The 26,146-nt window shown below is 65.6% G+C and carries 14 protein-coding genes; all 14 read right to left on the reverse strand.

Annotation, left to right across the window (positions count from 1 at the left end):
* Positions 1 to 355: 355 nt before the first annotated feature.
* Positions 356 to 4,621 (reverse strand): SDR family NAD(P)-dependent oxidoreductase, encoded by a 4,266-nt coding sequence (locus ACFQ0E_RS15850; protein ID WP_386825477.1) that lies wholly within the window; start codon positions 4,619 to 4,621, stop codon positions 356 to 358.
* Between the two features lie 77 nt (positions 4,622 to 4,698).
* Positions 4,699 to 4,944, reverse strand: coding sequence for a hypothetical protein (locus tag ACFQ0E_RS15855; protein ID WP_137850723.1), 246 nt, complete (start codon positions 4,942 to 4,944; stop codon positions 4,699 to 4,701).
* 48 nt (positions 4,945 to 4,992) lie between these two features.
* Positions 4,993 to 5,727, reverse strand: a complete 735-nt coding sequence (locus ACFQ0E_RS15860; RefSeq protein WP_386825479.1) for an SDR family NAD(P)-dependent oxidoreductase — start codon at positions 5,725 to 5,727, stop codon at positions 4,993 to 4,995.
* Positions 5,717 to 7,126: a class I adenylate-forming enzyme family protein gene (locus ACFQ0E_RS15865; protein WP_386825481.1), complete on the reverse strand. Its 1,410-nt coding sequence runs from the start codon at positions 7,124 to 7,126 to the stop codon at positions 5,717 to 5,719. The genes ACFQ0E_RS15860 and ACFQ0E_RS15865 overlap by 11 nt, the downstream gene beginning before the upstream one ends.
* A gap of 253 nt (positions 7,127 to 7,379) precedes the next feature.
* Positions 7,380 to 17,912 carry an SDR family NAD(P)-dependent oxidoreductase gene (locus tag ACFQ0E_RS15870; protein ID WP_386825483.1) on the reverse strand — a complete coding sequence of 3,511 codons (10,533 nt, stop codon included), beginning with the start codon at positions 17,910 to 17,912 and terminating at the stop codon, positions 7,380 to 7,382.
* Between the two features lie 189 nt (positions 17,913 to 18,101).
* Positions 18,102 to 19,094, reverse strand: a complete 993-nt coding sequence (locus ACFQ0E_RS15875) for an NAD(P)-dependent alcohol dehydrogenase (protein WP_386825485.1) — start codon at positions 19,092 to 19,094, stop codon at positions 18,102 to 18,104.
* Positions 19,091 to 19,516: a PaaI family thioesterase gene (locus tag ACFQ0E_RS15880; protein ID WP_386825486.1), complete on the reverse strand. Its 426-nt coding sequence runs from the start codon at positions 19,514 to 19,516 to the stop codon at positions 19,091 to 19,093. The genes ACFQ0E_RS15875 and ACFQ0E_RS15880 overlap by 4 nt, the downstream gene beginning before the upstream one ends.
* A 21-nt stretch (positions 19,517 to 19,537) precedes the next feature.
* Complete coding sequence (locus tag ACFQ0E_RS15885; protein ID WP_386825488.1) at positions 19,538 to 20,524, reverse strand: acyltransferase domain-containing protein; 987 nt, start codon at positions 20,522 to 20,524, stop codon at positions 19,538 to 19,540.
* Positions 20,525 to 20,529: 5 nt separating this feature from the next.
* On the reverse strand, positions 20,530 to 21,729 hold the full coding sequence (gene fabD, locus ACFQ0E_RS15890) for an ACP S-malonyltransferase (RefSeq protein WP_386825490.1): 1,200 nt from the start codon (positions 21,727 to 21,729) through the stop codon (positions 20,530 to 20,532).
* Positions 21,730 to 21,783: 54 nt separating this feature from the next.
* On the reverse strand, positions 21,784 to 23,031 hold the full coding sequence (locus ACFQ0E_RS15895; protein WP_386825492.1) for a beta-ketoacyl synthase N-terminal-like domain-containing protein: 1,248 nt from the start codon (positions 23,029 to 23,031) through the stop codon (positions 21,784 to 21,786).
* Positions 23,032 to 23,033: 2 nt separating this feature from the next.
* Entirely contained in the window at positions 23,034 to 23,273 is a 240-nt protein-coding gene (locus ACFQ0E_RS15900; RefSeq protein WP_386825494.1) for an acyl carrier protein, read from the reverse strand.
* A gap of 40 nt (positions 23,274 to 23,313) precedes the next feature.
* Positions 23,314 to 24,066: a polyketide synthase gene (locus ACFQ0E_RS15905; protein ID WP_386825495.1), complete on the reverse strand. Its 753-nt coding sequence runs from the start codon at positions 24,064 to 24,066 to the stop codon at positions 23,314 to 23,316.
* On the reverse strand, positions 24,063 to 24,842 hold the full coding sequence (locus tag ACFQ0E_RS15910; protein ID WP_386825497.1) for an enoyl-CoA hydratase/isomerase: 780 nt from the start codon (positions 24,840 to 24,842) through the stop codon (positions 24,063 to 24,065). The genes ACFQ0E_RS15905 and ACFQ0E_RS15910 overlap by 4 nt, the downstream gene beginning before the upstream one ends.
* The gene (locus ACFQ0E_RS15915; protein WP_386825499.1) at positions 24,842 to 26,101 is read right to left on the reverse strand and encodes a hydroxymethylglutaryl-CoA synthase family protein; all 1,260 of its coding nucleotides are present in this window, start codon (positions 26,099 to 26,101) and stop codon (positions 24,842 to 24,844) included. Before ACFQ0E_RS15915 ends, ACFQ0E_RS15910 begins: the two co-directional genes overlap by 1 nt.
* Between the last annotated feature and the right edge of the window lie 45 nt (positions 26,102 to 26,146).

Genomic DNA, 26,146 nt, shown 5'->3' on the forward strand with positions numbered 1-26,146 from the left:
GTCCTTGACCGCATACGGCGATTCCATGTCGTCGGGGGGCCGAAGCGCAGGCCCTCGCAGCTGATGATGACACAACATTTGCCGCGGATTTCAACGGGATCGATGGCAAAATCCGGCAATTCACACCTCGATTCGATGAGACGGCCGAACCTGGCCAGTCGTTTTGCCAATCGTTTTGCCGACCTTGTCCGGTCGTGGCGGCGCCCATCCGGGCGATGCCATCCCGACCGAGGTGGGATACACGGAAGCACGAGGGGCGAATCGCCATCGATCGTGCAGATGGTCGACGAACATGGACAGGCATCGACGTGCGTCGATGCTGGTGGCATGCCCCATGTACTCATGTGCGCTCGGGTCACGATGCGGCCGCCGTTTCGCTGCCGCAGCCGGTCGATGGCGCGTGATCCTGGTAATGGTGGACTTCTTCCGATACCCAGAGTTCGTCGAGTGCGCGCTGGGAGATCGTCTTGATCATCACCAGCTGATCCATGTCGGAAGCGAGGAAGGCATCCAGCTCGCGCATCGCCTCCTCCGGCTCGATCGAGCCGATGCCCCGGCTTTCCATGCGCTTGCGGAAGAACGCATCGCTGACGACGCCGACGCTGCCCCAGTAGCCCCAGTTGACGATCTTTACAGGATAAGGATGCCGTGCGCGCATGGCCTGCGCGAAGCTGTCCTTGAAGGTGCAGCCTGCGCAGTAGTTCGACTGGCCGGCATCGCGGTGGAACGATGCCACCGACGAGAAGAACAGCATGAAATCGAGATCGAGGCCGGCGAAGGCACCTGCGATGTTCACGCTGACGTCGACCTTGGCCGCGAGGCTCCGGCGGAAGACGGCCTCGTCCATCGTGCGTACCGTCTGGTCCTGCAGCACCAGCGCGGAATGGACCACGCCATCGATGCGCGGGAAGCGCGCCCGGATGTCGGCGACAGCCGCCGCCAGCGCCGCCGTATCGGTGGCATCCGCGGAGACATAGTGCGGACGACGACCGATGGCCGCGATCGCATCGAGTTTCGACTCGATGGCGGCATCCTGCGGACGCCGGCCGATCCAGATCACCTCGGCGTCGTACTGCGCGACCATGTGCCGGGTCCAGACTTCGCCGAGCCCGCCGGCACCACCGATCACGACGTACACGCCCTTCTGCCGACAGGCGGCGCGGTGGAACGCCAAGCGGCCGGCATCGGCGAATTCCTGGCGGAACCATTCGTCGCAGCGATACACCATGCCCCTGCCCTGCGCGTCCCACGGCAAGGCGAGGATTTCCCGGGCATCGAGATCGTCGGTCGATTCGATGTCGACGAGCCGGATGCGCCACAGCGGCAGTTCCTTGGCGAGGCTGCCGACCAGGCCGTGCACACCGGCATGATGCGGAGACACCAGTTCGTCGTCGAACACCTGCAGCGCGCGGCGCGTGACGATCGTGAGCTTGAGTTCGCGTTCGAACGCGTCGAGGCGATTCAGCGCCTTGAGAATTCGGAACAGCGACAGCACGCCCGCTTCCTGGCTGGGGACGATCGTGTCGTCGCCAGGCCCTGCTTCGGGAGCGAACCAGAGGAGATGATCGAATGCCTGGTCGGACAGCCGCTGTTCGATGTGTTCGACAGCATCGCCGGACGGGATCGGCTGGTGGCGCAGATCGATTGGCGCGATACGCAGCCACTGGAACAGCGCCTCGTCGCCACCGAGCAGCAGGCAGCGTTCGCCCGCCTCGGGCGTGATGGCCTCGCGCTCGAAGCGAACCGGATTCCAGATCGGGGCCAGGGCGCGGAGCGCGGGTGCCGACAGCGTCGGCGGCGCCGCTCTCGCGGGCGACGGCGAAGCCGCGACGGCGTGCAGTGGCGTACCGCCTGGCGAGACCGCCACAGACGAGGCAGCAGCAGGCGACCCACTTGCAGGCGCTGCTGCGACCGTGCGCGAGACCAGACCGCGGAGGCTGACGCGCGACAGGCCCTGGTCGTCGACCAGATCGATATCCAGCGACGGCATGCCCGCGACCTGCGCCCCGGACGAGCGGCGGACCCAGACCCACATGTCGGCGGTAGTGCCGCCCTGGACGATCATGTCGTCGAAGGCGAACGGCATCACCGCTGTGCCGCCCTCGCCGTCCAGACCGGCCAGCAGGCAGACCGTGCACTGCATCGCGGCATCCATGATCGCGGGGTGCAGGCCGAAGCCCGGAGCCGTCCCGGCCGGCAAGCGCAGGCGCGCGAGCACCTCATCGCCATTGCTGCGCAGCTCGGCGATGCCCTGCATCATCGCCCCATAGCGCAGGCCCAAGGCTTCGAAACGCGCATACAGCGCGGCGGGATCGCGGTGCGCGCCGACGATGGCCTTGTCGACCGCAGTAAGGTCCACTGCCCCGGCGTCGATGGCGTCCGCACTGCAACGGACCGAACCCCGGGCGTGCGAGGTTCGGCTGTCCGCCGCGCCGGAGCGGATCTCGTAATCGAGCCAGCGTCCGCCGTCCTCGTCTTCGCCGGCATCGTGCAGCACCACCGAGAGCCTGAACGCGTTCTCGACCACCACCGGCTGGATCCAGGCGTGATCCCTGAATTCGAACGTGCGGGTCAGCGCTGCCGGCAGCGCCAGTGCTGCAGCGGCGCGCACCATCTCGACATAGGCCACGCCGGGCAGCACGCGGCGTCCGAGCACGACATGGTCGCGCAGGAAAAACTCCTGGCCATGGAATTCCGACGCGAAGATCGGACCCGAGAGGTCGGAAACGTTGGCGTGGACCAGCGGATGGAGGAGCGACGACGCGGCGGCTGCGATCGACTGCGTCCGGATGCCATGCGGCAGCGCCGGAATCGCGAAGCGACGTCTTTCGAAGGGATAGGTCGGCAGCGCGATGTGTCGTGCGCCGGAGCCCGCGAACAGTGCGTCGAACGGCAGCGTCGCGCCGCGACAAAAGAGATCCGCGAGCGCGAGCAGCTTGCCGTGGATCTCTTCGATCGGCAGGCCACCGGCGATCTGCTCCACCAGGAAGCGGGCGAACTGGTCCAGACCGGGTGTCGCGCTGCCAGTCCGCTCGACGCCGCTGCCGACGAAGCAATCCGGTGCGCGCTTGTGGCGTGCCAGACGCTTGAGCTTGGCGAGCAGGTCGCCGGCATCGTTCGCCACCACGACACAGCGATGCTCGAACAGGTTGCGGCCGGTCGCGAGCGTGAACGCGATGTCGTCGAGATGTGCGTCGTTGCCGGCATCGAACCAGGCAGCGAGATCGGCCACTTTTCGCCAGAGCGCGGCCTCCGTCTTGGCCGACAGCACGACGATGCGCGGCACAACCGGCGTACGCACCGGCTCGGGCCGCTGCGGCGGCTCTTCGAGCACCATGAAGGCATTGGTGCCGCCGATGCCGAGACAGTTGATCGCGGCGCGGCGCGGCGTCCCGTCCTGCAGCCATTCGATCGCATCGGTGTTGACGTGGAAGGGACTGCTCTCGAAATCGATCTTCGGGTTCGGCGTGGCGAAGTTCACGCACGGTGGAATGCGCGCGGACTTCAGGGCCATCGCGACCTTGATGAGGCTGGCCATCCCGGCGGCGATGTCGAGATGGCCGATGTTGTTCTTGACCGATCCGATCGCGCAGAACTGGCGGCGTTCGGTCTCGCTGCGGAACAGGCGGCTCAGCGCGAGGATCTCGATCGGATCGCCCATCGCCGTGCCCGTGCCGTGCGCTTCGATGTAGCCGAGGCTGTCGGCCGGGATGCCAGCGTTGTCGAGCGCGGCGCGCATGCAGTCGAGCTGCCCGTCCACCTTGGTGGCGAGGAAGCTCATCTTCTGGCCGCCATCGTTGTTGATGGCCGATCCCTTGATCACGGCGTGGATGCAGTCGCCATCGGCGATCGCCTGCTGCAGGGGTTTGAGCAGGACCATGCCGACGCCGCTGCCGAACACGACGCCTTTCGCGTCCGCATCGAAGGCGCGGACCTGGCCGTCGGCGGAGAGGATGTTGCCGCTCTCGTACAAATAACCCGCGACGTGTGGCGTGCGCACGCTGACCGCGCCGGCCAGGGCCATCTCGCACTCGCCCGAGCGGATGCTCTGGCATGCCATGTGTACCGCGACCAGCGAGGTGGAGCATGCGGTCTGCACCGCGATGCTCGGGCCGCGCAGGTTCAGCTTGTAGGACAGGCGCGTCGGCACGAAGTCCTTGTCGTTGTTGACGTGCCAGCTGCCGCCGGTCTTGCCGACCACATCGTCGTAATGCCCGGTGCATGACAGCAGATGGCTGGACACGATGCCGCCGGATCCGGCGAAGACACCGATCCGGGCGGATTGGGAATCGGGCGGATAGCCGGCGTCCTCCATGGTCGCCCATGCGCATTCGAGCAGCAGGCGATGCTGGGGATCCATGATTTCTGCATCGCGCGGCGGGACCCAGAAGAACTCGGCGTCGAAACAGTCGTGGTCCGCGAGGAGCGGCGCGACCTTGATGTAGTTCGGATCAGCCAGCGTGTCCGGCGACACCCCGTTGGCGAGCAGTTCTTCGTCGGAAAGCGCGGCGATGCCGGAACGGCCGGCGCACAGGTTCGCCCAGAACTCATGTGTCGAGGCCGAGCCGGGAAATCTCCCTGCCATTCCGATGATCGCGATATCGCCGTGCTGCTTTTCCATGCCGGATCCTGCTGCAATTCATGCCGGGGTCGTGGTGCGCTGGCACCCCGGTGGATTGCCTCCAATGAAAGACTCGATCAGCGCTCGTAGGCGGCGCACAGGTCGCCGACCGTACGCAGGCTGGTGATCGGCACCTCGCCGCTCGCGAACGGATCGTGCGAAAAATGGATTTCCAGGATCGCCAGGATGCGGGCGATGTGCAGGGACCGGAACCCGAGGGTATCGATGAGCGCGCTGGAATCGGTGATCGTGCCGAGTTCGACGCCTTCCTCCTCCGCAACGCGACGCAGGGTGTCGTAGATGATCTGCTGGTGTTCGCTCATGGTGTTCCTCGAATCGATATGGACAAAGGGCTTGCGACGGGACATCGGTCAGGCAGTGAAACCGCCGTCGACCGCCAGGGTCTGGCCGGTGATGGCGCGCGTCGAGAGCAGGAAACGCGCGCTGTCGACGATGTCCTGGGTGGTGCACATGGCGCGCATCGGGGTGCGGCGGATGATGCGGGCACGCTGCGCGTCGGTCAGGTGGCCGACCATCTCGCTTTCGAAGAAGCCCGGCGCGATCGCATTGACGGTGATGCCCTGCGGGCCCACTTCGGTCGCGAGGCTGCGCGTGAAGCCGAGCAGTGCCGCCTTGGTGGCGCTGTAGACGGCCAGGCCCTTGTGACCGCGCAGGGCATTGACCGAGGAGATGTTGAGGATGCTGCCGTGACGCGCCGCGATCATCGCCTTCAGGCAGGCGCGCGTCAGCACGATCACCGACTCCAGGTTCAAGGCCAGCGCGAGGTGGATGTCGCGCTCCGACGTCATCGTCAGCAGTCCTTCGACGCCGACGCCGGCATTGTTGACCAGCGCATCGATGCGCTTGTAACGGCGCACGACGTTCATGGCAAAGGTGCGGACGCCGTCCAGGTCGGTGCCTTCGATCGGCTCCCAGTGGAAACGCTCGCCTTCCGGGTCGGCCTTGCGCAGCCGATCGATGAAATCGTTGCTGGAGCGGCTGAACGTGGCGACGATATCGCCCGCGTCGAGCCGGTCCTGCACCAGGGCCTGTCCCAGTCCCCGGCTGCCGCCGCTGATGATGACCACTTTCCTGTCAGTCGACACTTGCTTGCTCCCTTTCGGCATGGATGGCACCGTCCTGCGCTGTGCGCGACTGGCGACGAATCTTCTTGAAGCGGGCGCCGAACAGGGGGTCTTCGCTGACCTTGACCCCGACCGGCACCTTGAATGGCGGCAGATGCTGCCTGCAATGCGCGCGCACGCGCTGCTCGACCTGCGCCGCGGGCTCGGGTTCGACCAGTTGCACGGTCGCGAAGACCAGATGACCGGTCAGCGCGCTCGGCTTGCCGCTGACGACGACGTCGCTGATGTTCTCCACCTGCAGGATCAGGTTCTCGACTTCGCTCGGATACACCTTTTCGCCGCCGACATTGATGATTTCCGACTCGCGGCCGAGGATGCGCAGGTAACCGTCCTGCTCCTCGACCATGTCGCCGGTGTTGAGCCAGCCGTCTTCATCGAAGGGCGATGGCGCATTGAGATAGCCGAGCATGGCTGCATCGGTGCGGATCCACAGGATGCCATCGACGATCCGGATCTCGTGGCGCTCGCCGCCGACCTTCATCCAGGTCGATCCGGGATCGTCGGAGCGCGTCGGCAGGATGCCGACTTCGGTGAGTCCGTAGGTCTGCTTGCAGCGCACACCAGGCAGGGCCTGGTTCAGCGCCTTCAGCGTCGCCAGCGACATCGGTTCGGTGCCGTAGGTGACCAGCTCCAGCGACGACAGGTCGTAGCCCTGGCGCTGGTCGGAAATGAGCAGCATGTTGAGGAAGGTCGGCGTGGTCGGCAGCAGCTGGATACGCTGCGATTCGATCGCATGGCAGACCGTCGGAACCGCGCGATCCCTGACGAAAACCGCCGTGCCGCCGTTGCAGAGCACGTGCAGCAGCGTGTTGACGCCACCGATGTGGTCGAACATCAGGAAAATCAGGGTGCGATACGCGGCCCCGGGCTTCTGCAGCACATTCTTCACGAGTCGCGAGAAACGATGCACCGAAGCCTTGCTCTTGCCGCTCGACCCGGACGTGAACAGGATCAGCCCGGCTTCCTTCGGTTCGCCGCGCAGAGGGTCGAGCAGCGGATGATGCTTGCCATGACGACAAGGCGTGTACCGGCTGTCGCCGTCGTCCGAGAATTCGAAGAAACCATCGACGCATGCCGTCTCCAGCGATTCCTCCACTTCGGAGTCGCTGGCGGACAGGATGGGCACCACGATGTTCGCGTTCTCGACCAGCGCGAACAGCAGCGCGATCATGTCGCCGGTCACCTGGCCTCGCATTGCGATGCAGGTGCCCGGTGCGATGCCGATGGATTGCAGCCGATCCCGCCAGTACCGCGTCCTGGCGTGCAGCTGCGCGTAGTCGAGCGCGTCGCCATCGCAGACGATCGCAGTGCGATCGGCGTGATCGGCCCAACTCTCGATGAGTGTCGTCAGGTACTGCATTCAACGCTCCGTGTTCGAAGACCCGCAATGCGGGAGGATCATCCGATGGTCCTGTCCAGCAGTATCGAGGCGAAACATGGTTTCATCAACCGCGTTTTCGCCATGGTTTTGCAATGCATTCGCAACCTCGCGCGGACGATGTCGGCCAGACCCGCGTACAACGGGGGCGATGCCATCGATACGTCCACTCCGCACTTGCGGTCATGGCGAATCGCGCGCGAACTCGATGCATGTAACGCGGAAGCGAATCCCATCAGGTCGCGCCTTCCTCGTAGATCGCATCGAGCGCGCCTTCGAATTCGAGACTCGTCGCGCCCTGCACCGCGTGACCGACCATCTGGCGGCCCGGGGCGTAGAGCGATTCGAGCATCGCGGCGAACTCTTCGTCGTGCACCTGCTCCACGCTCGCTGTCGGCGCATGGCCGATCATCAAGCCCTTGATCTTGATGAGCACGCGGCCTTCGGCATCGATCACGTCGACGTCGATCGCGGTGCGGTCGTCCTCGTGGCTTCCGCCACGAGCCGGCCGGACCCAGATCATGCCTGCGCGAGCCGCGACCGGCGCGAACCAGATGCGCTGCAGTTCGAGCACAGTCGTTGCGGACGGTGCGACGCCCTTCTCGCGCAGATGGTCGAGGCAGGCGAGGTGCGCGAGGGACAGCAGCGAGAAGCCGTCCAGCGCATCGCTCGCATCCGCTGCAGTCGGACCGATGTCTTCCGGAGCAGTCGGCAGGCGGAATTCGAGCAGTGTCTGGCGCTCACCGCGAAGGCAGGCCACAACGCCATCGGGCAGCCGGTCGCGGACCATGCCGGCCTCGATGAGGGAGGCATGGAAACCGGCGTCATCCAGGGCGCCGCCCGGGAACAGCGTGCGCAGCTGGGCCACATCGATGCGATCCGGCGCGTCCCCGATCGCATGACTGCCGGCACCTTCGCAGAGCGTCGACTCGCTTTCGGCACCCGAAACCCTCACGTTGAAGTCGAAGCCGTTGCCGCTGTTCGCATGGAGATCCACGGAGACCGTGCCGCTCTGCGTCGTGGCCGCGGCTTCCACCCAGGCCAGCGAACGCAATTCGATGCCTGACTTGTGCCCGCGGTCGCCCAGCGATTCCCGCACTGCGAGCCGGACCATCTCGACCGGCAGCAGTTCCGGCAGCACCGTGTCGGGTCGCAGGCCCTTGCCGCGCAGCGATGTCGCGAGCAGCGTGCCGTCCGATGCGAACGACTGTCGCCCGAATACCGAGACGTTGCGATGCAGCAGCGGATGGATGGCGGCCTGACTGCCTGTCTTCTGCTTCTCCTGATCGACCGTGAACCAATAGCGCTCGCGTGCGAAGGCATAGGTCGGCAGCGTGCAGCGGCGCATGACATGACCGGTGTACAGCGCCTTCCAGTCGGGCTCCTGCCCCGCCAGCCAGAGATCGAGCAGTGCGGTCAGGTCGCGATCGCGCAGCCACTGGGCGATGGTCGCGGCGTCGGTCGGCTTGGTCTCGGACTTGCGGCGGATGGTGCCCCGCTTCGCATCGGCCCTGGCCTCGTCGCCGTCGACGAAGGCCTGCAGGCGTGCGATGAGTTCGTCCTTCGATGCCACGACGAGCCCCATGCGCTCGGCCATCGCATCGCGGCCGATCTGCAGCGTATAGGCGATGTCGGCCAAGTCCTCATCGGTGCCCTTCGCCAGGTGCGCCAGCAGGCGCGCGGCGTTGGCCCGCAGGCGGTCGGCGGTCTTGGCCGAGAGCACGATGAGGTGCGGCCCTGCAGGGCGCGGCGATGTCCTCGCCTGCGCGTCGATGTACTCCTCCAGCACGACATGCACGTTGGCGCCGCCGAAACCGAAGGAACTGATGCCGGCCCGGCGCGGGAACGCCCTGCCCTGCTCGTCCAGCGCCGGCTCCCAGGGCTGGGTCTTCGTGACCGGATAGAACGGGGTGTTGTCGAGGTTGATGTAGGGATTCAGTTTCTCGAAATGCAGCAGCGCGGGAATCTGCTTGTGCCGGATCGACTGCAGGACCTTGAGGATGCCCGCGATGCCGGCCGCGGTTTCGAGATGGCCGATGTTGGTCTTGGCCGAGGTCAGGCCGATATGCGGCTTTGCTGCCGGCGGCAGTTGATGCTTCCGGTAGAGATCCGAGAAGGCCTTCTTCATCGCCTGGATCTCGATCGGATCGCCCAGGCTGGTGCCGGTGCCATGGCACTCCAGATAGCCCACGCTGCGCGGGTCGATCTCGGCCTTCTCGTAGGCCTCGACCAGCAGGTCGGCCTGCGCGTTCGGATTCGGGGCGGTGAGCATGGTCGCCTTGCCGCCGTGGTTCTCCGCAGTGGACTTGATCACCGCGTAGATGTGGTCGCCATCGGCGATCGCGTCTTCCAGCGGGCGGATCAGGATCGCGCCCGAGCCCTCGCCGCGCACGTAACCGTTCGCGCGCGAGTCGAAGGTCTTGCACTTTCCGTCGTCGGCCAGCATGCCGGCGGCGCCGAAGGAGATGTGTCCGGCCGGCGTCAGCATGACCTGCACGCCGCCGACGATCGCCATGTCCGAGCTGCCGGTGTGGATCGATTCGATGGCGCGGTGCAGCGCCACCAGCGAACTCGAACACGCCGTGTCCAGCGGTGCGCTGGGGCCGTGGATGTCGAGCAGGAACGACACGCGGTTGACGAGGATGGCGTGCGAGGTGCCGGATGCGGAGTAGCCGTCCAGCTCGGCATGGTTCATCGCCATCATGTCGATGTAGTCGCGCGTCGCCGCGCCGACGAACAGGCCGGTCCTGGTACCCGCGAACTCCGAGACCTTGTGCCCGGAATCCTCGATCGCACCCCAGACGCTTTCCAGGAAGATGCGCTGCTGCGGATCCATCATCTCCGCCTCGCGCGGCGAGATGCCCCAGAACAGCGGGTCGAACTTGTCGACCTCGCGCATGAAGCCGCCCCACTTCGACAGCGTCTTGTTCTTCTCCGCCATCGGATCGCCGTAGTACGCCTGCCAGTCCCAGCGGTCCGGCGGCACCAGGGTGACCATGTTGTTCTCGGCCTTGCTGAGCTTCTCCCAGTACTCGTCGACATCGTCGGCCTGCGGCATCACGCCGCTCATGCCGACGATCGCGATGGGGCGCTCGATGAAGCGACGCTGCGGCGAGAACCCTCCGCTGCCGCCGCCCTGCGTTTCGGCCTGCGGGGCATTGGCCGATTCAAGCTTCTTCTTGAAGGCGATCGGCGCCTGCTCGGACACGGCCGGAGCACTGGCACGCGCAGGAATCGCTGCCGTCGCCGACGTGCGCTGGCCATGCACGCGCAGGACGGCATCGCGATGGTCCTGCGCGAGGTGCTTCGCGATCTCGCGGATGTTCGGGTACTCGAAGAACGTCACCGGGGTGATGTCGAGACCGTACTTGTCGTTGACGAGGTTGCTGAACGAGGTGAGGCCGATCGAATCGAAGCCCAGGTCCAGCAGGATGCTGTCGAGATCGATGTCGTCGGCATCGAGCTTCAGGAAATCCATGACGATCGCGGACAGCGTGTCCTGCACCGCCAGGACCAGATCGTCGCCGCCGCCTGCGGGCGCTTCCGCGCTGCCGGCTGCGGTCGCTGCCGTGGTCGGCGATGCCGGCACGACGGACGCTGCGGGCGTGGTGACGTCGGGCGCACCGATGCCCCAGGCACGCTCGATCTTCTCCCGCACGCCCTGCATGACGGCGAGATGCGACAGCTCGGTCTGCAGTCCGAGCATGAAGGCCTGCAGGCCGATCTCGCGCTGCAGCGGTTTGATGCCGAGATTGCGCTCGAAGAACAGCGCGGTCTGCTCGTCCAGGCGCATGCCGCCTTCGGCCCAGATCGACCAGTTGATGCTGAGCGTCCGGCCGTGGCGCGCCCCGTCGCGCGCCAGTGCGTTGCGCCGGGCAGCGAACGCATCCATGTAATGGTTGGCGTACGAGTAGTCGCTCTGTCCCGCATTGCCGGCGAGCGCCGCCAGCGAGGAGAACATCACGAAGAAGTCGAGCGGGTCGTCGCGGGTGATGTCGTCGAGCAGGACCGCGCCGAGGATCTTCGGTGCGAAGACCGCCGCCATGTCGTCCCATGACTTGTTGCGGATGTAGGCATCGCGCAGCACGCCGGCGCTGTGGACGATGCCGTGGACGGCACCGTAGCGCTCGCGGCAGGTCGCGACCAGCCGCTCGACATCCTCGCGCTTCGAGACATCGGCCTGGACGTACTCGACCTCGGCGCCCGTCGCGCGTAGCGCGTCCAGGGTCGCTTCGATCTCCGGCTTCGGCGCACTGCGGCCGCTGAGCACCAGTCGCGCCTGGAACGCCTTCGCCAGATGCTCCGCGAAGATCAGGCCGAGGCCACCCGCGCCGCCGGTGATGATGTACGCGCCACGATGGCGGATCGACACCGGCGGCGCGTTCTCCGCATCGGGCGACGGACAGGACTCGATCCGACGCAGCCAGCGGCGACCGTCGGCATGACGCACACCGAGCGCCCGGGTGTCGATGCCGTATTCGAGGCGGAGCGCCGCGACAGCCGAAGCATCGAAGCCCATCGTCGGCGCCTGGAACTCGATGACCTTGCAGGCGAGCTTCGGGCTTTCGGCACGCAGGATGGTGACGAAGCCCTGGATCGCTTCGTCCTGTGGCCGCGCGTCCTGGCCATCGCTGAAGTAGACGTAGTTCAGTCGGACGTCCGCTTCGGCCTTCTGCGCGATCACGGCCTGGCACAGATGCAGGAAGGCGCGTACGCCATTGTCGAGCGACTGCGCGGTGCGCGCTTCGACCGGCAGTGCATCGTCGACCATGGCCGCCGGCCATGCGAAGCACACCTGCAGCGGCGCCGCATGGGTCTCGCGCAGCGCCGACAGCAGCGCCTCGAAGCTCTCGCGGCTGCCGCCGTCGACGCGATAGGCATGCGCGTCGATGCGGGCGTATCCGTCGCCGGGATAAACCGCGATCAGGTGGCTGGCATCATCGCCTGCTGCGGCCAGCGCACTGCGATAGGCATCGACAGCGGCGCTGTCGGCCGCGAACAGCACGATCGTGTGGCGTGCGCCTGTGGGCACCGCTGCGGGATCGAACGCCGACGACTGCCATTCGGTGCCGTAGTACAGGGTGGAGAACGCGGCCGCGTCCGTGGCTGGCGCGTCCTTGCCGGCGCCAGCCTGCCCCGGCTTCTCGTGCACGTCGAGCAGGGGTACGCCGACCGAGTCGCGGACCCGCACCAGGACCTTGCCCTGCTCGTCGACGATGAGCACGTTCATCTTCGACAGGTTGGACGACTTCTTCGCGTCGTTCGCTTCAGTGACGTAGCTGTAGCAGACCGGGGTGAGCGGGTGCAGGATTTCGACTTCGCCGAGCGAATACGGCACGAACATCTCGCCGCCGGCATCGGCCAGGCGAGCCCCCATCGCGGCCTGGAACGAGGAGTCGACCAGGGAGGGATGCAGCATGAAGTCGTCGAAGCGCAGCGCATCGAGATCCGGAATCTTCAGCGCGCCGAGTACTTCGAAGGCGGCCTGCGGATTGCGATGGACCGTCTGCAGCGCCTGGAAGGTCGGGCCGAGATCCAGGCCCAGCGCCTTGAACTGCGGGTAGGCGCGTTCAGCATCGGTGACCTGCTCGCAGCGGCCGAGGATCGCCTGGAGGTCGATGTACTCGTCCTCGATGGCCTCTTCCTGCGCGGTGGCATAGTGCAGCTTGCCCTGGCAGTACAGTTGCCGGCCACCGCCCTCGCGCTCGCTGAAGACCTCGAAGGACACGGCGTCGCCGGACGGCTTGAGCTCGATGAAGACTTCGTTCGGGACGCCGTTCTGGACCGTCAGCGGACTGACCCAGAGGATGTTGCGGATCTTCCGCACCTTGCGACCGGCGGCGATCTCGCCGGCCTTGCGCGCAAAGTCGAGGTACGCGACGCCCGGCAGGGTCGGGATGTCCGACACCAGGTGGTCGTAGATGAAGAATTCTCGGTCGTTGAAGACCTTGCGGAACAGCTGGCGCTCGAACGTCGATTCGTTGCTGTCGATCAGCGGATGCAACGCGCCCGGACCCGATGCGCCGATGCGCATCGATGCACCGTCGACCGGCTCCAGCCAGTGGCGCTTGTCCGCGAAGGGATAGCTGGGCAGCGAAATGCGCCGGCCACGTCCCTGCGCCTGCATGCCCTGCCAGTCGGAGACCAGGCCATCGATCCACAGCTGCGCGAGCTTCATCGGATCGCGCGACTTGGCCAGCAGATCGACGAACGCGTCCTTTTCCTGCCGGTTGAGCAGCCGTGTGATGCCCTCGGCGTTCTTCACGTGGCCGATGAGAATCCGCTCGTCGCGTGTGCCGGCGAGGAAGGACTGCAGCCTGTCGAGCAGCTGCGTGCGGCTGTCGGCGATCAGGGCGACGCGATGGTCGAAGGACTTGCGCCCCGCCTGCAGGGTGAATGCGATGTCGTCCAGGCTCGGCGGCGACGCGCTGTCGCGATGCTTCTCGATGAAGGCCTTGAGCCGTTCGGCGACATGGCGCAGCTGTTCCTCGTTGCGCGCCGACAGCGGGAAGATACGCGGACACACCTCGTCCTGCGCGGCAGCGGCGTCGCTGTCGATCGCTTCCAGGATGACGTGCGCGTTCGAGCCGCCCGCGCCGAAGGAACTGATGCCCGCGCGCAGCGGCTGGACCACGCCATCGACCTGCTTCGGTTCCCAGGGCGCCAGCGATTGCTGCACCACGAACGGCGAATGCGCGAAATCGATGAATTCGTTCAGCTCGGCGGAATGCAGCGAAGGCACCAGCGTGCGGTGACGCATCTGCAGCAGCGTCTTGCAGACGCCCGCGATGCCTGCGGCGGCTTCGAGATGGCCGATGTTGGTCTTGATCGAGCCGATGGCGCAGCTGTGCAGCGGCGCGTTGTACCGTTCGAAAGTCTGGTTCAGGCCGGCGATCTCGATCGGATCGCCCAGCTCCGTGCCGGTGCCATGCGCCTCGATGTAGCCGATGCTGCGTGCATCGACGTTCGCACGCTTCAGCGCCGCACTGATGACGTCGCACTGCGCTTTCGAGTTCGGCACGGCGTAGCCGCTGTTGCGTCCGCCGTGGCTGATCGCGGAGCCCTTGATGACCGCGTAGATGTTGTCGCGATCGCGACGGGCCTGGGCGAGCGGCTTGAGCAGCAGCGCACCGACGCCTTCGCCCGGCACGTAGCCGCTGGCGCCGCGACCGAAGGCACGACACAGGCCTTCCTCGGACAGCAGCCCGCCGGCAACGGTGATTTCCTGCTTGCACTGGTGCACGTCGAGATTCACGCCGCCGACGAGGGCGGCCGCGCATTCGCCGCGCTGGATAGCGTCGCAGGCCAGGTGGATCGCAGTGAGGCTGGCCGAGCACGCAGTGTCCACAGCAATACTGGGGCCAGTGAAATTCATGAAATACGAGACGCGGTTCGCGATGCTCCACAGGAAGGAGTTCGCGACTACCTGGTTGCCGGCCATGCGCTCTTCGGCGCCGACCATCTGGTACATCGACCAGACCGCGCCGACGTACACGCCGATCCGCCGCCCGCCCAGTTCTTCGCTCTGGAAGGCTTCCGGATAGTAACCGGCGTCTTCCAGCGCTTCCCAGGACACTTCGAGGAACAGGCGTTCCTGCGGATCGAGGGTCTCCGCTTCGCGCGGAGAGATGTTGAAGAACAGCGAGTCGAAGCGGTCGAGATCGTCGATGAAGCCGCCGCGATAACGGCCCAGCGCATCGCGATTGCGTCGACGCGCGTAGCGCGACTGCGGGATCTCGCCGATGCAGTCGCGGCCGCCGACCAGGTTTTCCCACAGTTCCTCGGCATTCCGCGCCTTCGGCAGGCGGGTGGCCATGCCGACGATCGCGATCTCCATGTCCTCGTCGCGCGGCGCCGCCTGGCGCGCAGGCATGGCCGGAGCCGCCGGCAATGTATCCGGCGTCTGCGTGGCCGGAGCGACCACAGCCTGCGACGCGCCGCCTGGCACGGTGGAAGACTGGGCTGCGGAGACCACCGCTGCGGGCAGACGCAGCTGCTGCAGACGATGCCTGGCATTGAGATCACCGGGGATCTCGACAGCGGCGAGATCCGGGATGTTGACTTTCTGCGCGAAGGCTTCGATCAGGCGGTCGCCGAGCGTGCGCACGGCATCGGCCTTGAGGCCGACCGGAATCGCCAGCCGCACGAGCTGGTTGAGCGGCGAGTTCTGCTGCATGCCGACGCTGTGCGCACCGGCACGGATGCCGGTCGCGAGGTACAGCCAGGCCACGAACGAGGCCACGGGTGCGGCGAGATCGCGAAATTCGGGCATCCGCTTCACGTCGATCAGCACGCAGTGGGCCAGTGAGGGCCGGACCACAGGCAGTCCGTGATCGGCAAGGCGCTGCCCCAGGGCGCGCACCGCGTCGACGCGACGGCGGATCTGGGTTTCGATGAAGCTGCGGTTCTGCACGGCTGCGGCGATGCACTTGCGATCGATGGCATCGAGCGCCTTGCCGCCGCGCTGCTGCAAGGCCTGCAGGCGGTCGTGCAAGGCCCGGTCGTTGGTCGCGATCAGGCCGCCCTTGTCGACGCAGAAGTCCTTGGCGAGGCTGGCGATCACCACATCGGCCTGCGACAGCAGGGCTTCGACGACCTGCCACGGAGTGGTATTGGTCCATTCGGACTCGTGCTCGATGACGACCAGGGCGTTCTCAACCACGCGCGTCGCATCGAGGACCAGGGAGATCGGGTGCCGCTCGCGGCAGCTGTCCAGCAGCGCCCTCACCTGCTTGAGGTGGCTGAGCGACACTGCGCCGCCGCCGGCTGCGTTGTCGGTCAGTTCGATGCAGACGTAGCCGATCTCCGCGCCGTGCGCATCGAGTTCGGCCCTGAGCGCGGCGAGGTCGATGTCGCCCTTGAACGGCGCGTTCGACTGCAGGTCGGTCACAGCCGCCGCAGGCAGTTCCTTCGGCGAGAAACCGTTGTCGATCTGGTGGTAGAGCGTGCTCGGGAACAGGATGTTCTGCGGCACGCGCCCCTTCTTCTCCCAGGCCTGGCAGAAGAGTTCCTCGGCGGTGCGGCCCGACGGGGTGAGGGTGAAGCAGGCGAACGGGAAGACCCGGCGCAGTGCGGCGTTGACGTCGATGGGACGCTGGATCTGCGCGAACAGGCTGACCATCTGCTTGTCGATGGCGGGCAGGGTCAACTGCGCCCAGGAATCGGTCTTGAGATCGAACTCGACCTGGCCGGCCGCGAGGTTCATCGGATTGAAGCCGGCTGCCTCCAGCGACTGCCAGCGCGGGCTGGCACCGATGTCGACGGTGTGCATCGCGATGCCCTGCCCGCTCGCGGCCTGCACTGCGGGCGCCGGCGCGGGAGCGGGTGCAGTCACGGCGACGGTCGATGCCGCAGGCGCGGCGCTGGCCTCGGGCTCGTCGATCTGGTTCTTCGACGGATCGGCGATCATCAGGATGATGTCGAGCACGTTGTCCGCGCGGCCCGCGTCGGTCGCGCGGCACAGGAAGATGTCCTTGCTCTCCGGACGGAACTTGTTCTTGAACTGGAGGTTGCCCTCGTCGTTGAAGATGTTCTGCTGGCGCAGGTCCTCGAGGATGCGCTCGATCTGCGGGTCGGCATCCGGGGAATCACCGAGCTTGCAGCCATAGGTGCCGCCGAGACTGAACACCTGGCAGCCTTCGTCGCGCAAGGTGCGGATGATGTTGACGATCGCGAATTCCAGGCCACCGAGCGGCATGTCCGGGCCGTAGAACTCGAGATCCATGAGATAGCCCGCGCCGTCCGCCATCGGCGAGACGAGGATCGCGTTCTGCAGCGTGTCGTCGACATGGGTGACGAACAGGCGATGCTCGCGGTCCAGCGTGCCGGCGAGGATTTCCTCCTTCACCACGGGGATGAGCGGGTTGACCATCGTCCGCGAAGCGCACCACTGGTCGATGATCGCGGCGATCGCCTCGGCGGTCTTCGGGTCGCTGCCGCAGATGTACTCTTCCGTGCGGCACACGCCGGCGTTGGAGAACTTCGAGACCAGATAGCGCAGGCGGCGCATCTTCTGGCCTTCGAGCGTGAACGAAGGCAGGTCGAGCACGCGCTGCATCACGCCGAACGGCGTGGCGGAGAAGGTCTTGCCGCAGATCGGCGGAAGCCGGTTTTCGGCGAAGAGGTTGAACTGCAGTCCATTGGCCTCGCAATGGCGATACAGTTCTTCGGCCAGCGGCAGGAAGTGTTCTTCCGGACCGGTGTAGCCGTAGGCCAGCAGGATCTTCTTGCCCTTGCCGCAATTGAAGTAGCCGCGCTGTTCGTTGCCGAAGAACAGCAGCGGCGCGATCGTCGCGGTGCCGCGCGACACCGACGACTCGTTCTTGTAGCGATGGAAGATCTCGAGACGGCGCTGCTTCAATTCGGGATAGCGGTCGAGATGACGGATCGCCACCAGGGCGGGCGCACGCTCGACCACGACTGCGGGAGCTGCGATCGCGGCCGGCGCCGGCACGGATGCGCTCGTCGCGACATTCGCCGGCACTGGCGTCGCCCCGCCGGAGAACTTGCGCATCAACGCATCCGCGTGCGACTTGACGAAATACCGCGCGAGATCGCGAACATTGAAGTTCTCGAACAACAAGGTCTTCGGCAGCGTGCCGAAGTCCTCTTCGAGTCGCTTGAGGATCTTCAGGACGAGGAACGAATTGACCCCGAGTTCGCCGAACGGCGTTTCCGCATCGAAAACGAGCGCTTCGTCTGCAGCCTCGCAGATCAGCCACTTCAGATAATCTTCGGTGCGCCCTTGCAGGGCATCATGATCCATCATCGTTCAGCAATCCTTGCGATCCAATCCTGACGCGGAAATCCTGCCGCGCCTCGTTCAATCATAGTGAATCAATATTTCTATAACAACGTTTCAACAGAAAATGCAAGCCGGATGGCAATGTTTTCGATTGTAACGATTCGATCATCCCGCACTTCGCCTTCGGACAATGAAATCCCGGTGGATCCGGCGTCAGATGGCGATGACGATCTTGCCGCTTGCATGCCCTGTTTCCATGTGGCGAATCGCATCCGCGACCTCCGCGAGCGGATAGCGTAGACCGATGACCGGACGAAATGCACCTTCGGCGTGCAATTCGACGAGCTTCATCAGATCTGCGGATATCGTCTTCCTGTTGATCGTATCCCATCGCTGGCCGGGCGCGCCCCGAGATGCGGATGCCATGCGCAACAGTGGACGCAGCGGGCCAAGAACGGGGCTCGACTCCATGCTGCCGGCCCAGACGAAGCGGCCGTCGGATGCCAGTACGCGCCGACACTCCTCCGGACTTCGGCTGCTGACCAGGTCGATCATCACGTCGTAGCGGATGTCCTCCGCAGTGAAGTCTTCGCGGCGGTAGTCGATCGTCCGATCCGCGCCGAGTTCGCGCACCATCGAGGCCTTCTCGCCGCTGCACACTGCCGTGACGATGGCGCCCGCATGCTTCGCGAGCTGTACCGCATGGACCCCGATGCCGCCACCTGCACCATTGATGAGGACCCGCTGGCCCGGTCGCAGTCCGCCGAAATCATGCACCGCGAACATCGCAGTGCAGCCGGCGAGCGGCAGCACGGCCGCTTCCTCGAAGGACAGCGCACTCGGCATTTTCACCGCCTGGACGGCGGGCACGCACAGGTACTCGGCGATCGTGCGGGTGCGACCGGAAAATGGCGTCGTCATCTCGCCAAGGACGGCATCGCCAGGACGCAGGTCGGCAACGCCCTCGCCCAGCTTCTCGATCTCGCCTGCGAAATCCAGACCGATGCCGTTGTTCTTCGGACGCCACAGCCCGGACTGCAGGCGCAGCATGTACGGCCAGCCACGGAGCATGTAGATGTCCGCATGGTTGAGCGATGCCGCGCGCACCCGGATGCGCACCTCACCTGGCCCGGGTTCCGGAGTCGGCACATCCTCGATCCGCACACCGTCGGCCGAACCATACGCCCGGTAGATCGCGGCCTTCATACGCCGCCCCTGACATCGGTTTCGATCTTGACGATCGTCCCCTGCGCGACGGCCACCAGCATGGATTCCCCGCCGCGCAGGACGTACAGCTTGCATTCGCAGACCGCCTGGCGCAGTGCGAAGGCGAGCACCGTCGACTTCGCGACGAGGGTGTCGCCGATCGTCGGCATGACGTAGTTGATCTTGAATTCGGAAGTCACGCAGTTGCCGAGCACGGTCGCTCCCGCGAAGGTCAGGCAGTTGTCGGCCAGGTAGCTGACCACGCCGCCATGCACGAAACCATAGCTCTGCTTGAAATCCTCGCGGATGCGCAGCGACAGTTCGGCATAGCCTTCCGACAACTCGCACAGTTCGGTGCCCAGCAGCCGACTGAACGGCTGCGAGACCAGCACCTGCTGACCTTTTTCGAAGAATCCATGCACCAGCGTGTGTCCTTCCTTGGCTCATTGGAGACGTGCGTCGTCCAGGCCCATTCGCCGTACCGCGGCGGCATAGGTCTGGACGTCGCGACCGAACGGATTGATCACGTCAGAAAAAGACGTACCACTGCCGGTCGGCACCAGATATTTGACGAACGTCGAAAGCGTGCCGCTGGGGCCAACGTCGACGAAATGGAAATCACCGCGCTGCAGCAAGCCATGCACGGTCGTGTCGAAGGCGACCGGGTTGCGGAACGTGTCCCACAGGCGCTGCGGCCACACAGCGGGATCGGTGTCGTGATCGTAGACGACGCCATCGCAGCAGGACACGAACGGAATGCGCAACGGCCTGAAGTCCAGATGCCGCGCCATCTCCAGAAGCGTGGATTGCAGCGGCTGCTGCATTTCGGTGTGGAACCCGTAGTTCACCGCGAGCACCTGGTGCAGCACGCCCTCGCGTTGCAGCGCTTCGCGCAGGCGCTGGATGTTCTCGACCGGTCCGGTGACGACCAGGTGCTGGTCGAAGTTCCGCGCGGTCACCCAGCAACCGTCGACCAGGTCGGCGTGGGTGCGTGCCAGGTCCGGCGCATTGATCACCGCGAGCATCTGCGCCGGCGGGCTGACCGCCTCGACCTGCTGCGCGTACTCCACCGCGAAGCGCAGCCCCTGTTCCAGCGTCAGCGCGCCGCCGACGATCGCCGCAGAAAGCTCGCCGAGACTGTAGCCGAGCACGCAGGCCGGTTTCGCGCCGGCTTCGACCAGCACCTTCGCGAGACTGCACTCGAAGGCGATCAGCGCCGGATTGGTATGCAGCAGGCGATCGAAGGGTCGGCTCTTGTCGTCGCCCTCGTACAGGATCCCGCACAGCGAGCGTCCGATCAGCGGCTGCACGACTTCATCGCAATGGTCCATCCACATCCGGAAGCGCGGATGCCGGTCGTAGAGTTCCCGTCCCATCTGGTGGTACTGGGAACCCTGGCCGGAGAACATGAAGACGACGGGCAGATGCATGGCGATCAGGCCACCGAGAGCTCGTCGAGATCGAAGTAGCCGTTGAATCCTTCCATGTAGACGGCGGCGCGATGGCCGAACAGCACCATGGCCGGAGTGCGCGTGGCCAGTGCGTCCTGTGTCGCGACCAGCGACTTCACGCGGGTACCGACCGGATGCCGGCTGTTCCAGTCCGCGACCTTGCGCTCGGCGGCCGCGAAGCGATCCGCACCGGCACCCGTGGCTTCGAGGGGCTTCGCGGCAGGCTGCGCCGCGGGTTTCTCGGCCTGGGCGGGCGCAGGTGTCGCCGCCGTCGGTTCGCTCTTCGCGACCGGCGCTGCGGGCGTGGGCACGGGCGCAGCCTTGTCAGCGGCGGCCTTGGCGGCGATCTGCTTGATCTTCAGGATCATCTTCGCGAGCACGTCGCCATGACCGACCTCGACGAATTCCATGTCGTCGGAGAGCGACATCAGGTAATGGATCGAATCGCTCCACAGCACCGAGCTGTGGATCTGTTTCGACAGGTACTCGACGACGGACTTCTCCGGATACGGCTTCGCGGTGATGTTCGCGATCACCGGGATCTTCGGCTTCGAGAACTTGCGCTTCTTCAGGAAGGCTTCGAACTTCTGCGCCGCAGGGATCATCAGCCGGGAATGGAAGGCACCGCTGGTGTTCAGCGGGACGTACATCACGCGGTCGAAGTTGAAGATGTCCTGGCAGGCCGCGATGTCGGCGGTCGGTCCGGAAATCACGGTCTGCATCGGCGTGTTGCAGTTGGCGATGTCGACGTTGATCAGGCCTTTCTCCTTGAGCAGGGTTTCGATCTGCTCGCGGGTGGCGTTGACGATCGCCGCCATCGCGCCCTCGGTGGCCTGGCTCATCAGCTCGCCGCGCTTCTTGACCAGCCTCAGGCCGGTCTCGAAATCGAAGCACTCGGCCGCCAGCAGCGCATTGAACTCGCCGAGGCTGTGGCCGGCGAGGAAATCCGGCGCTCCGCTCTCCTCCACCCGCTTGTAATACGAGAGCGCATTGACCACGAACAACGCCGGCTGGGTGAACTGGGTCTTGCCGAGTTCCTTGCGTGGATCCTCCAGGCAGAGCTCCCGGATGGAGTAGCCCAGCACTTCATCGGCCTTGGCGGTCAGCGCCGGGAACGCGTCGAACAGTTCGCCGCCCATGCCGCGTGCCTGCGAGCCCTGTCCCGGAAACATGTAGGTCTTCATCGAATCCTCCTGAATCAATGTGTGTATTGCGAATCCTTGCGGTGCGACGCAGCGCTACCGGCAGCGCTGCAGGCATACCGCCGTGTTGATGCCGCCGAAGCCCATGCTCATGTTGATCGCATGCTCGATCTCGTGATCGACGGGGGTCGCTCCCACCCAGCGGAATCCCTCGTCGAACGGGTTCTGCAGATTGCGCGTCGGGTGCAGTCGCCCGGCTCGCATCTGCAGCATGATCGCGATCAGTTCGACCAGACCCGCTGCGCTCAGGCCATGCCCGACCAGCGACTTGGTCGCATTGATCCATGCGCCGTCGAGGCCGCAGGCGCGCAGCGCCGCCAGTTCGGTCTCGTCGCCGACCAGCGATGCCGTGCCATGCGGATTGACGTAGTCGATGGCATCGGCGTCCAGCCCGGCCATCGCCAGCGCCCTGCGGATCACCGTCGACTCGCCTTCGAGCGACGGATTCGGATTGCGGTTGGCGTCCCAGGCCATCGCCCAGCCGCTCAGCGCCGCGTACGGCGGCGTGCCGTCGGGCCGTGGCGAACCCTCGCGACGCACCACGACCGCACCGCAGGCTTCGCCGAAGATGAAGCCATCGCGGTCGCGGTCGAATGGTCGGCAGGCCTGCGCCGGATCGTGCGCGAAGCGGTCCGAGCCCATCGCGCCCAGCGAACGGAACGCCTGGCACTCGTAGAACGACAGATCCATCAGCGCGCCAAGCGCGATGCACACGTCCACCTGCCCCGAGCGAACGGCCTCGATGGCCTGGATCGTCGCCAGTTGCCCGCTTGCCGACGCGCCGCCCACGGTGATCGCCAGCCCCCGGATTCCGAAGGTCTCGCTGCACAGGCCACACAGGTCGGTGTCCATGAACGACATCGCGTAGGTCGGACGCAGGAACACGGAAGCGTTCTGATACTTGAGCATCTGCAGCGCCAGTTCGCGCTGCTGCACGTTGGACCCGCCGACGACCAGGCCGATGCGCGCGGGATCGACCGCATCCAGACCCGCGTCGTGCCAGGCTTCGTGCAGGGTCGCGAGTGCGACCTGGGCCGACCAGGACGCGTTGCGGACCTTCGATGGGTGGATCGACGCCGGCATCCGCAATGCGTCGATCTCGGCGCCGATGAACAGGGCATCGCCCTCGCCCGCGTCGGGACGCTGACGGCCCGGGCGCTGCATCGGCGCGAACCGGTGCTCGCCACCGAACAGGGCAGCGGCGAACGCGTCGCGGCCCTGGCCGATCGACGCGGTCACGCCGATGCCGTCGACGACGATGCGGGCGGGAGCGGAAGCCTGCATGCTCAGAGCCTGGCGTGCATGATGCCCGCGAGCTCGCCCATGTTCTCGGCCTTGGCGAGGTCGATGAGCGGAATGCTGAGCGACAGCGATTCGAGGGTCATCATGATGATCTCGGACCTGTCGATCGAATTGGCCCCGAGCGCACGCAGCGAGTCCGAGAACTGGAACGGATGACTCTCGAGCCCGGGCACGATCTCTCGGGTGTGGCCGGCGAGAATGTCGAAGATGTCCTGCACGTTCATGGTGGATCCTTGCTGATGGTAAGTGGTGGCCGGCGCGCGATCATGCGCCGAACAGGGTGGCGATCTTCGACTTCACTTCGGGTTGGGCGAAGGTCACGGCATGCATGGCGACTTCCTGCGCGATCGTCGCCGGCAGCGCCTGGCGTAGCGGCGCGCTCAGATGATCCTTGAGCGCGACCAGCGACACGCGCGGCTTCTCGGCCAATGACTGCGCCAGTTCCATCGCGCGGGCCATGACCTGGTCGCGCGGCACGACCGGAAAGGGAATGCCGCGTTGCTGCAGCTCCTCGCCCCGGTAGTTGTTTGCGGACAGCATCATTTCGCTGGCCAGGGCGATGCCCAGTTTCTGCGGGAGGATGAAGGTCGCGCCCATGCCCGGGGTAAAGCCGTAGCGCATGAAGTTGGTGGTGTAGATGTTCTCGCGCCCGAGCACGACGAGATCAGCGAACAGGCCGAGGACGAATCCGCCGCCGATGCCGTGGCCCTGCATCGCCGAGATCACCGGCACCGGGCACTGCAGCGGCAGGCTGTAGAGGGCGCGATCGGTGAACGCGCCTCGCCCGTCGGACAGATTCAGCAGCTGCTCCTGCGTACCGCCGCTGGCGAAGTAATTGTCGTAGCCGGTGAGGATCACGACCTTGCAGTCCGGCTGGCGCTCGACCTCCGCGAACGCATCCATCAGGCCCTCGGTGATGGCCTCGGAGAAGGTGTTCTTGCTCACCCGGTCCTGCATCCGGATCTGCAGGACATGCGGGGCGACGAACTGCAGGTCGATGGCCTTGTCCGCGCTCACGTCGCGCTCTCCCACGGGAACTGGCCGGTCTTCACGTAACGCGAGATGCGCTGCAGGTTCTCGACATCGGTGAAGACCTCCAGATTGGCCGCCAGCGCCTTCGGTTCGGCGGAAACCAGCGAACCCTCGATCGAGGCCATGTAACGCTTGTAGCGGGCCACGCTCTTCTTGTTGAGGCGGCGCAGGCGCAGCAGGTGCTTGCGCAGCAGGTTCTCACTGTTGTCATCGAAGGCGTCGACCAGCCCCCACTCCTGCGCGGCCTGCACCGTCACCGGCTGGGTCGACAGGGTCATCACGTTCGCCTTGGCGAAGCCGATTCGGCGGATCAGGAACGGCAGGACGCAGGCCGGCATCAGCCCGAACAGCAGCTCGGAGAGACTGAAGACCGCGGCCGAGTCGGCGAGCACGATGTCGCAGGCAGCCACGAAACCGATGCCGCCCGCATTGGCCTTGCCGCGCACATGCGCGATCGACACGAACGGCCCGCTGGCCAGCCGGCGCCACACCGCGTACAGCGGTCCCGGATCCTGCTGGGGCACGCCGTCGTCGTCGAAGCTCTTCTGCAGCTCCGCGAAATCGGCGCCGAAGCAGAAGACCTCGGGCAGACCTTCGACGACCACGATCTTGGCCCGCTCCTCGCAGAGGTCCAGCGCCGTCGTGAACTCGGCGACAAGGCGATCGTTGATCGCATTGTTGGCGTCCGGTCGATGGATCTGCAGATAGGCGATGTCGTCGTCGAAACGCACGCGCAGCGTGGTGAAGGCACTGGCATCCATCAGCCGACCCACTCGTATTCCCGGTGGAATTCCTTGATTTCCTTCAGGAAGAGCACGGGCTTGCCCATCGCGGTCCGGGCGCGCGAAATGAAACTGTCGTCGAGCACGACGTTGCGGGTGCCGAACTTGACGGCGTTGCTGCCGACCAGCAGGCGGTCGTACTCCTCCATCGTCAGCTCGATGCGGCGGTCGAGGTGGTCCTTGACGCCCATCCGGCGCAGGCGCTCCTGGCCTTCCTTGCGGACCACGCCGCTGAAGAACTCGGAGCAGCAGCCCGAACCGTACGAAAACGCGGCGATGCGCTTCGGCGTCTCGAATTCGCCGTGTTCGATGGTGCTGAGGATCGCGAGCGACATGGTCGCGCCCATGATATTGGCGATGCGCTGGCAGTAGACCAGGCCGGGCAGGACCCGGTTCTGGAAGTCGTCTTCGATCTCCTGCGGCTTGGCGCGGGCCATCTTGCGCATCATGTTGCGGTGCGCGCCCTTGACCATGCCGCCGAACGGGCAGTGATAGGCGATGTAGGAGAAACTGGTGGCGTAATCCGCTTCGGGCACGCGCTTGCGGTATTCCAGGAAGCTGTTTTCGCAGCAGTCGAGGTACGACAGCAGCGACAGGTCGGAGTCGCCGGCGTCGCCGTCGACGGTCGGACGGCAGGTGTCCATCACCTCGTGGCCGTAGTAGCCGTTGGCGCCGACGTCGACCTGGAAGATGTAGGGCTGCTCGCTGATCAGCATCGCGACCGCACCGGAGCCGTTGCTCGGCTCGGCGAACGACCAGTCAGCGGTCAGCGCGTCGCCGCCCTCCTCCACCATGAAGCGCGAGATGTCGGTGGCGAGCACGAGCACCTTCGCGCCCGGCGATGCCTGCGACAGCACGAAATTGACCGCCATCTGGATGCCGGCGGCGCCGGAATAGCAGGCGTTCTTGATCTCGAACAGGCGGCAGTTGCGGTTCAGGCCGAGCAGCGAGTGGCAATAGGTGCTCATCGACTTGCCGAAGTCGAAGGCAGACTCCGTGCAGGTGATCACCATCTCGATCCGGTCGCGCTCCTCGGGGCTCAGCGCGTCGATAATCGGCTTGGCGGCGTTGACCGCGAAGGTGATCGGATCCTCGTACGGCAACGCGACCGTCTTCTCCTTCATCAGAAGATTGTCGAACCGGGTGGTGTCGAGCTTGCGATGCTCGGACAGCTTGCGCACGTCCAGGAATGCGGTGCCCGCGAAAACGTTCATTGCCTCGATGCCTACTGCTCTCATCCTGTTTCTCCAAACCTCATGAAGTGTTGATTCCTGTCTTGACCG

The sequence above is a fragment of the Lysobacter brunescens genome, from assembly GCF_042677005.1.
Lineage (GTDB): Bacteria > Pseudomonadota > Gammaproteobacteria > Xanthomonadales > Xanthomonadaceae > Lysobacter_I > Lysobacter_I brunescens.

Excerpts from the sequence above, each read along its gene's own strand:
- ACFQ0E_RS15850 (WP_386825477.1), bottom strand. The coding sequence starts at position 4,621 with ATGGAAAAGCAGCACGGCGATATCGCGATCATCGGAATGGCAGGGAGA.
- ACFQ0E_RS15865 (WP_386825481.1), bottom strand. The coding sequence starts at position 7,126 with ATGCAGTACCTGACGACACTCATCGAGAGTTGGGCCGATCACGCCGAT.
- ACFQ0E_RS15885 (WP_386825488.1), bottom strand. The coding sequence starts at position 20,524 with ATGCATCTGCCCGTCGTCTTCATGTTCTCCGGCCAGGGTTCCCAGTAC.
- ACFQ0E_RS15915 (WP_386825499.1), bottom strand. The coding sequence starts at position 26,101 with ATGAGAGCAGTAGGCATCGAGGCAATGAACGTTTTCGCGGGCACCGCA.
- ACFQ0E_RS15855 (WP_137850723.1), bottom strand. The coding sequence starts at position 4,944 with ATGAGCGAACACCAGCAGATCATCTACGACACCCTGCGTCGCGTTGCG.
- ACFQ0E_RS15910 (WP_386825497.1), bottom strand. The coding sequence starts at position 24,842 with ATGGATGCCAGTGCCTTCACCACGCTGCGCGTGCGTTTCGACGACGAC.
- ACFQ0E_RS15875 (WP_386825485.1), bottom strand. The coding sequence starts at position 19,094 with ATGAAGGCCGCGATCTACCGGGCGTATGGTTCGGCCGACGGTGTGCGG.
- ACFQ0E_RS15900 (WP_386825494.1), bottom strand. The coding sequence starts at position 23,273 with ATGAACGTGCAGGACATCTTCGACATTCTCGCCGGCCACACCCGAGAG.
- ACFQ0E_RS15870 (WP_386825483.1), bottom strand. The coding sequence starts at position 17,912 with ATGATGGATCATGATGCCCTGCAAGGGCGCACCGAAGATTATCTGAAG.
- fabD (WP_386825490.1), bottom strand. The coding sequence starts at position 21,729 with ATGAAGACCTACATGTTTCCGGGACAGGGCTCGCAGGCACGCGGCATG.
- ACFQ0E_RS15895 (WP_386825492.1), bottom strand. The coding sequence starts at position 23,031 with ATGCAGGCTTCCGCTCCCGCCCGCATCGTCGTCGACGGCATCGGCGTG.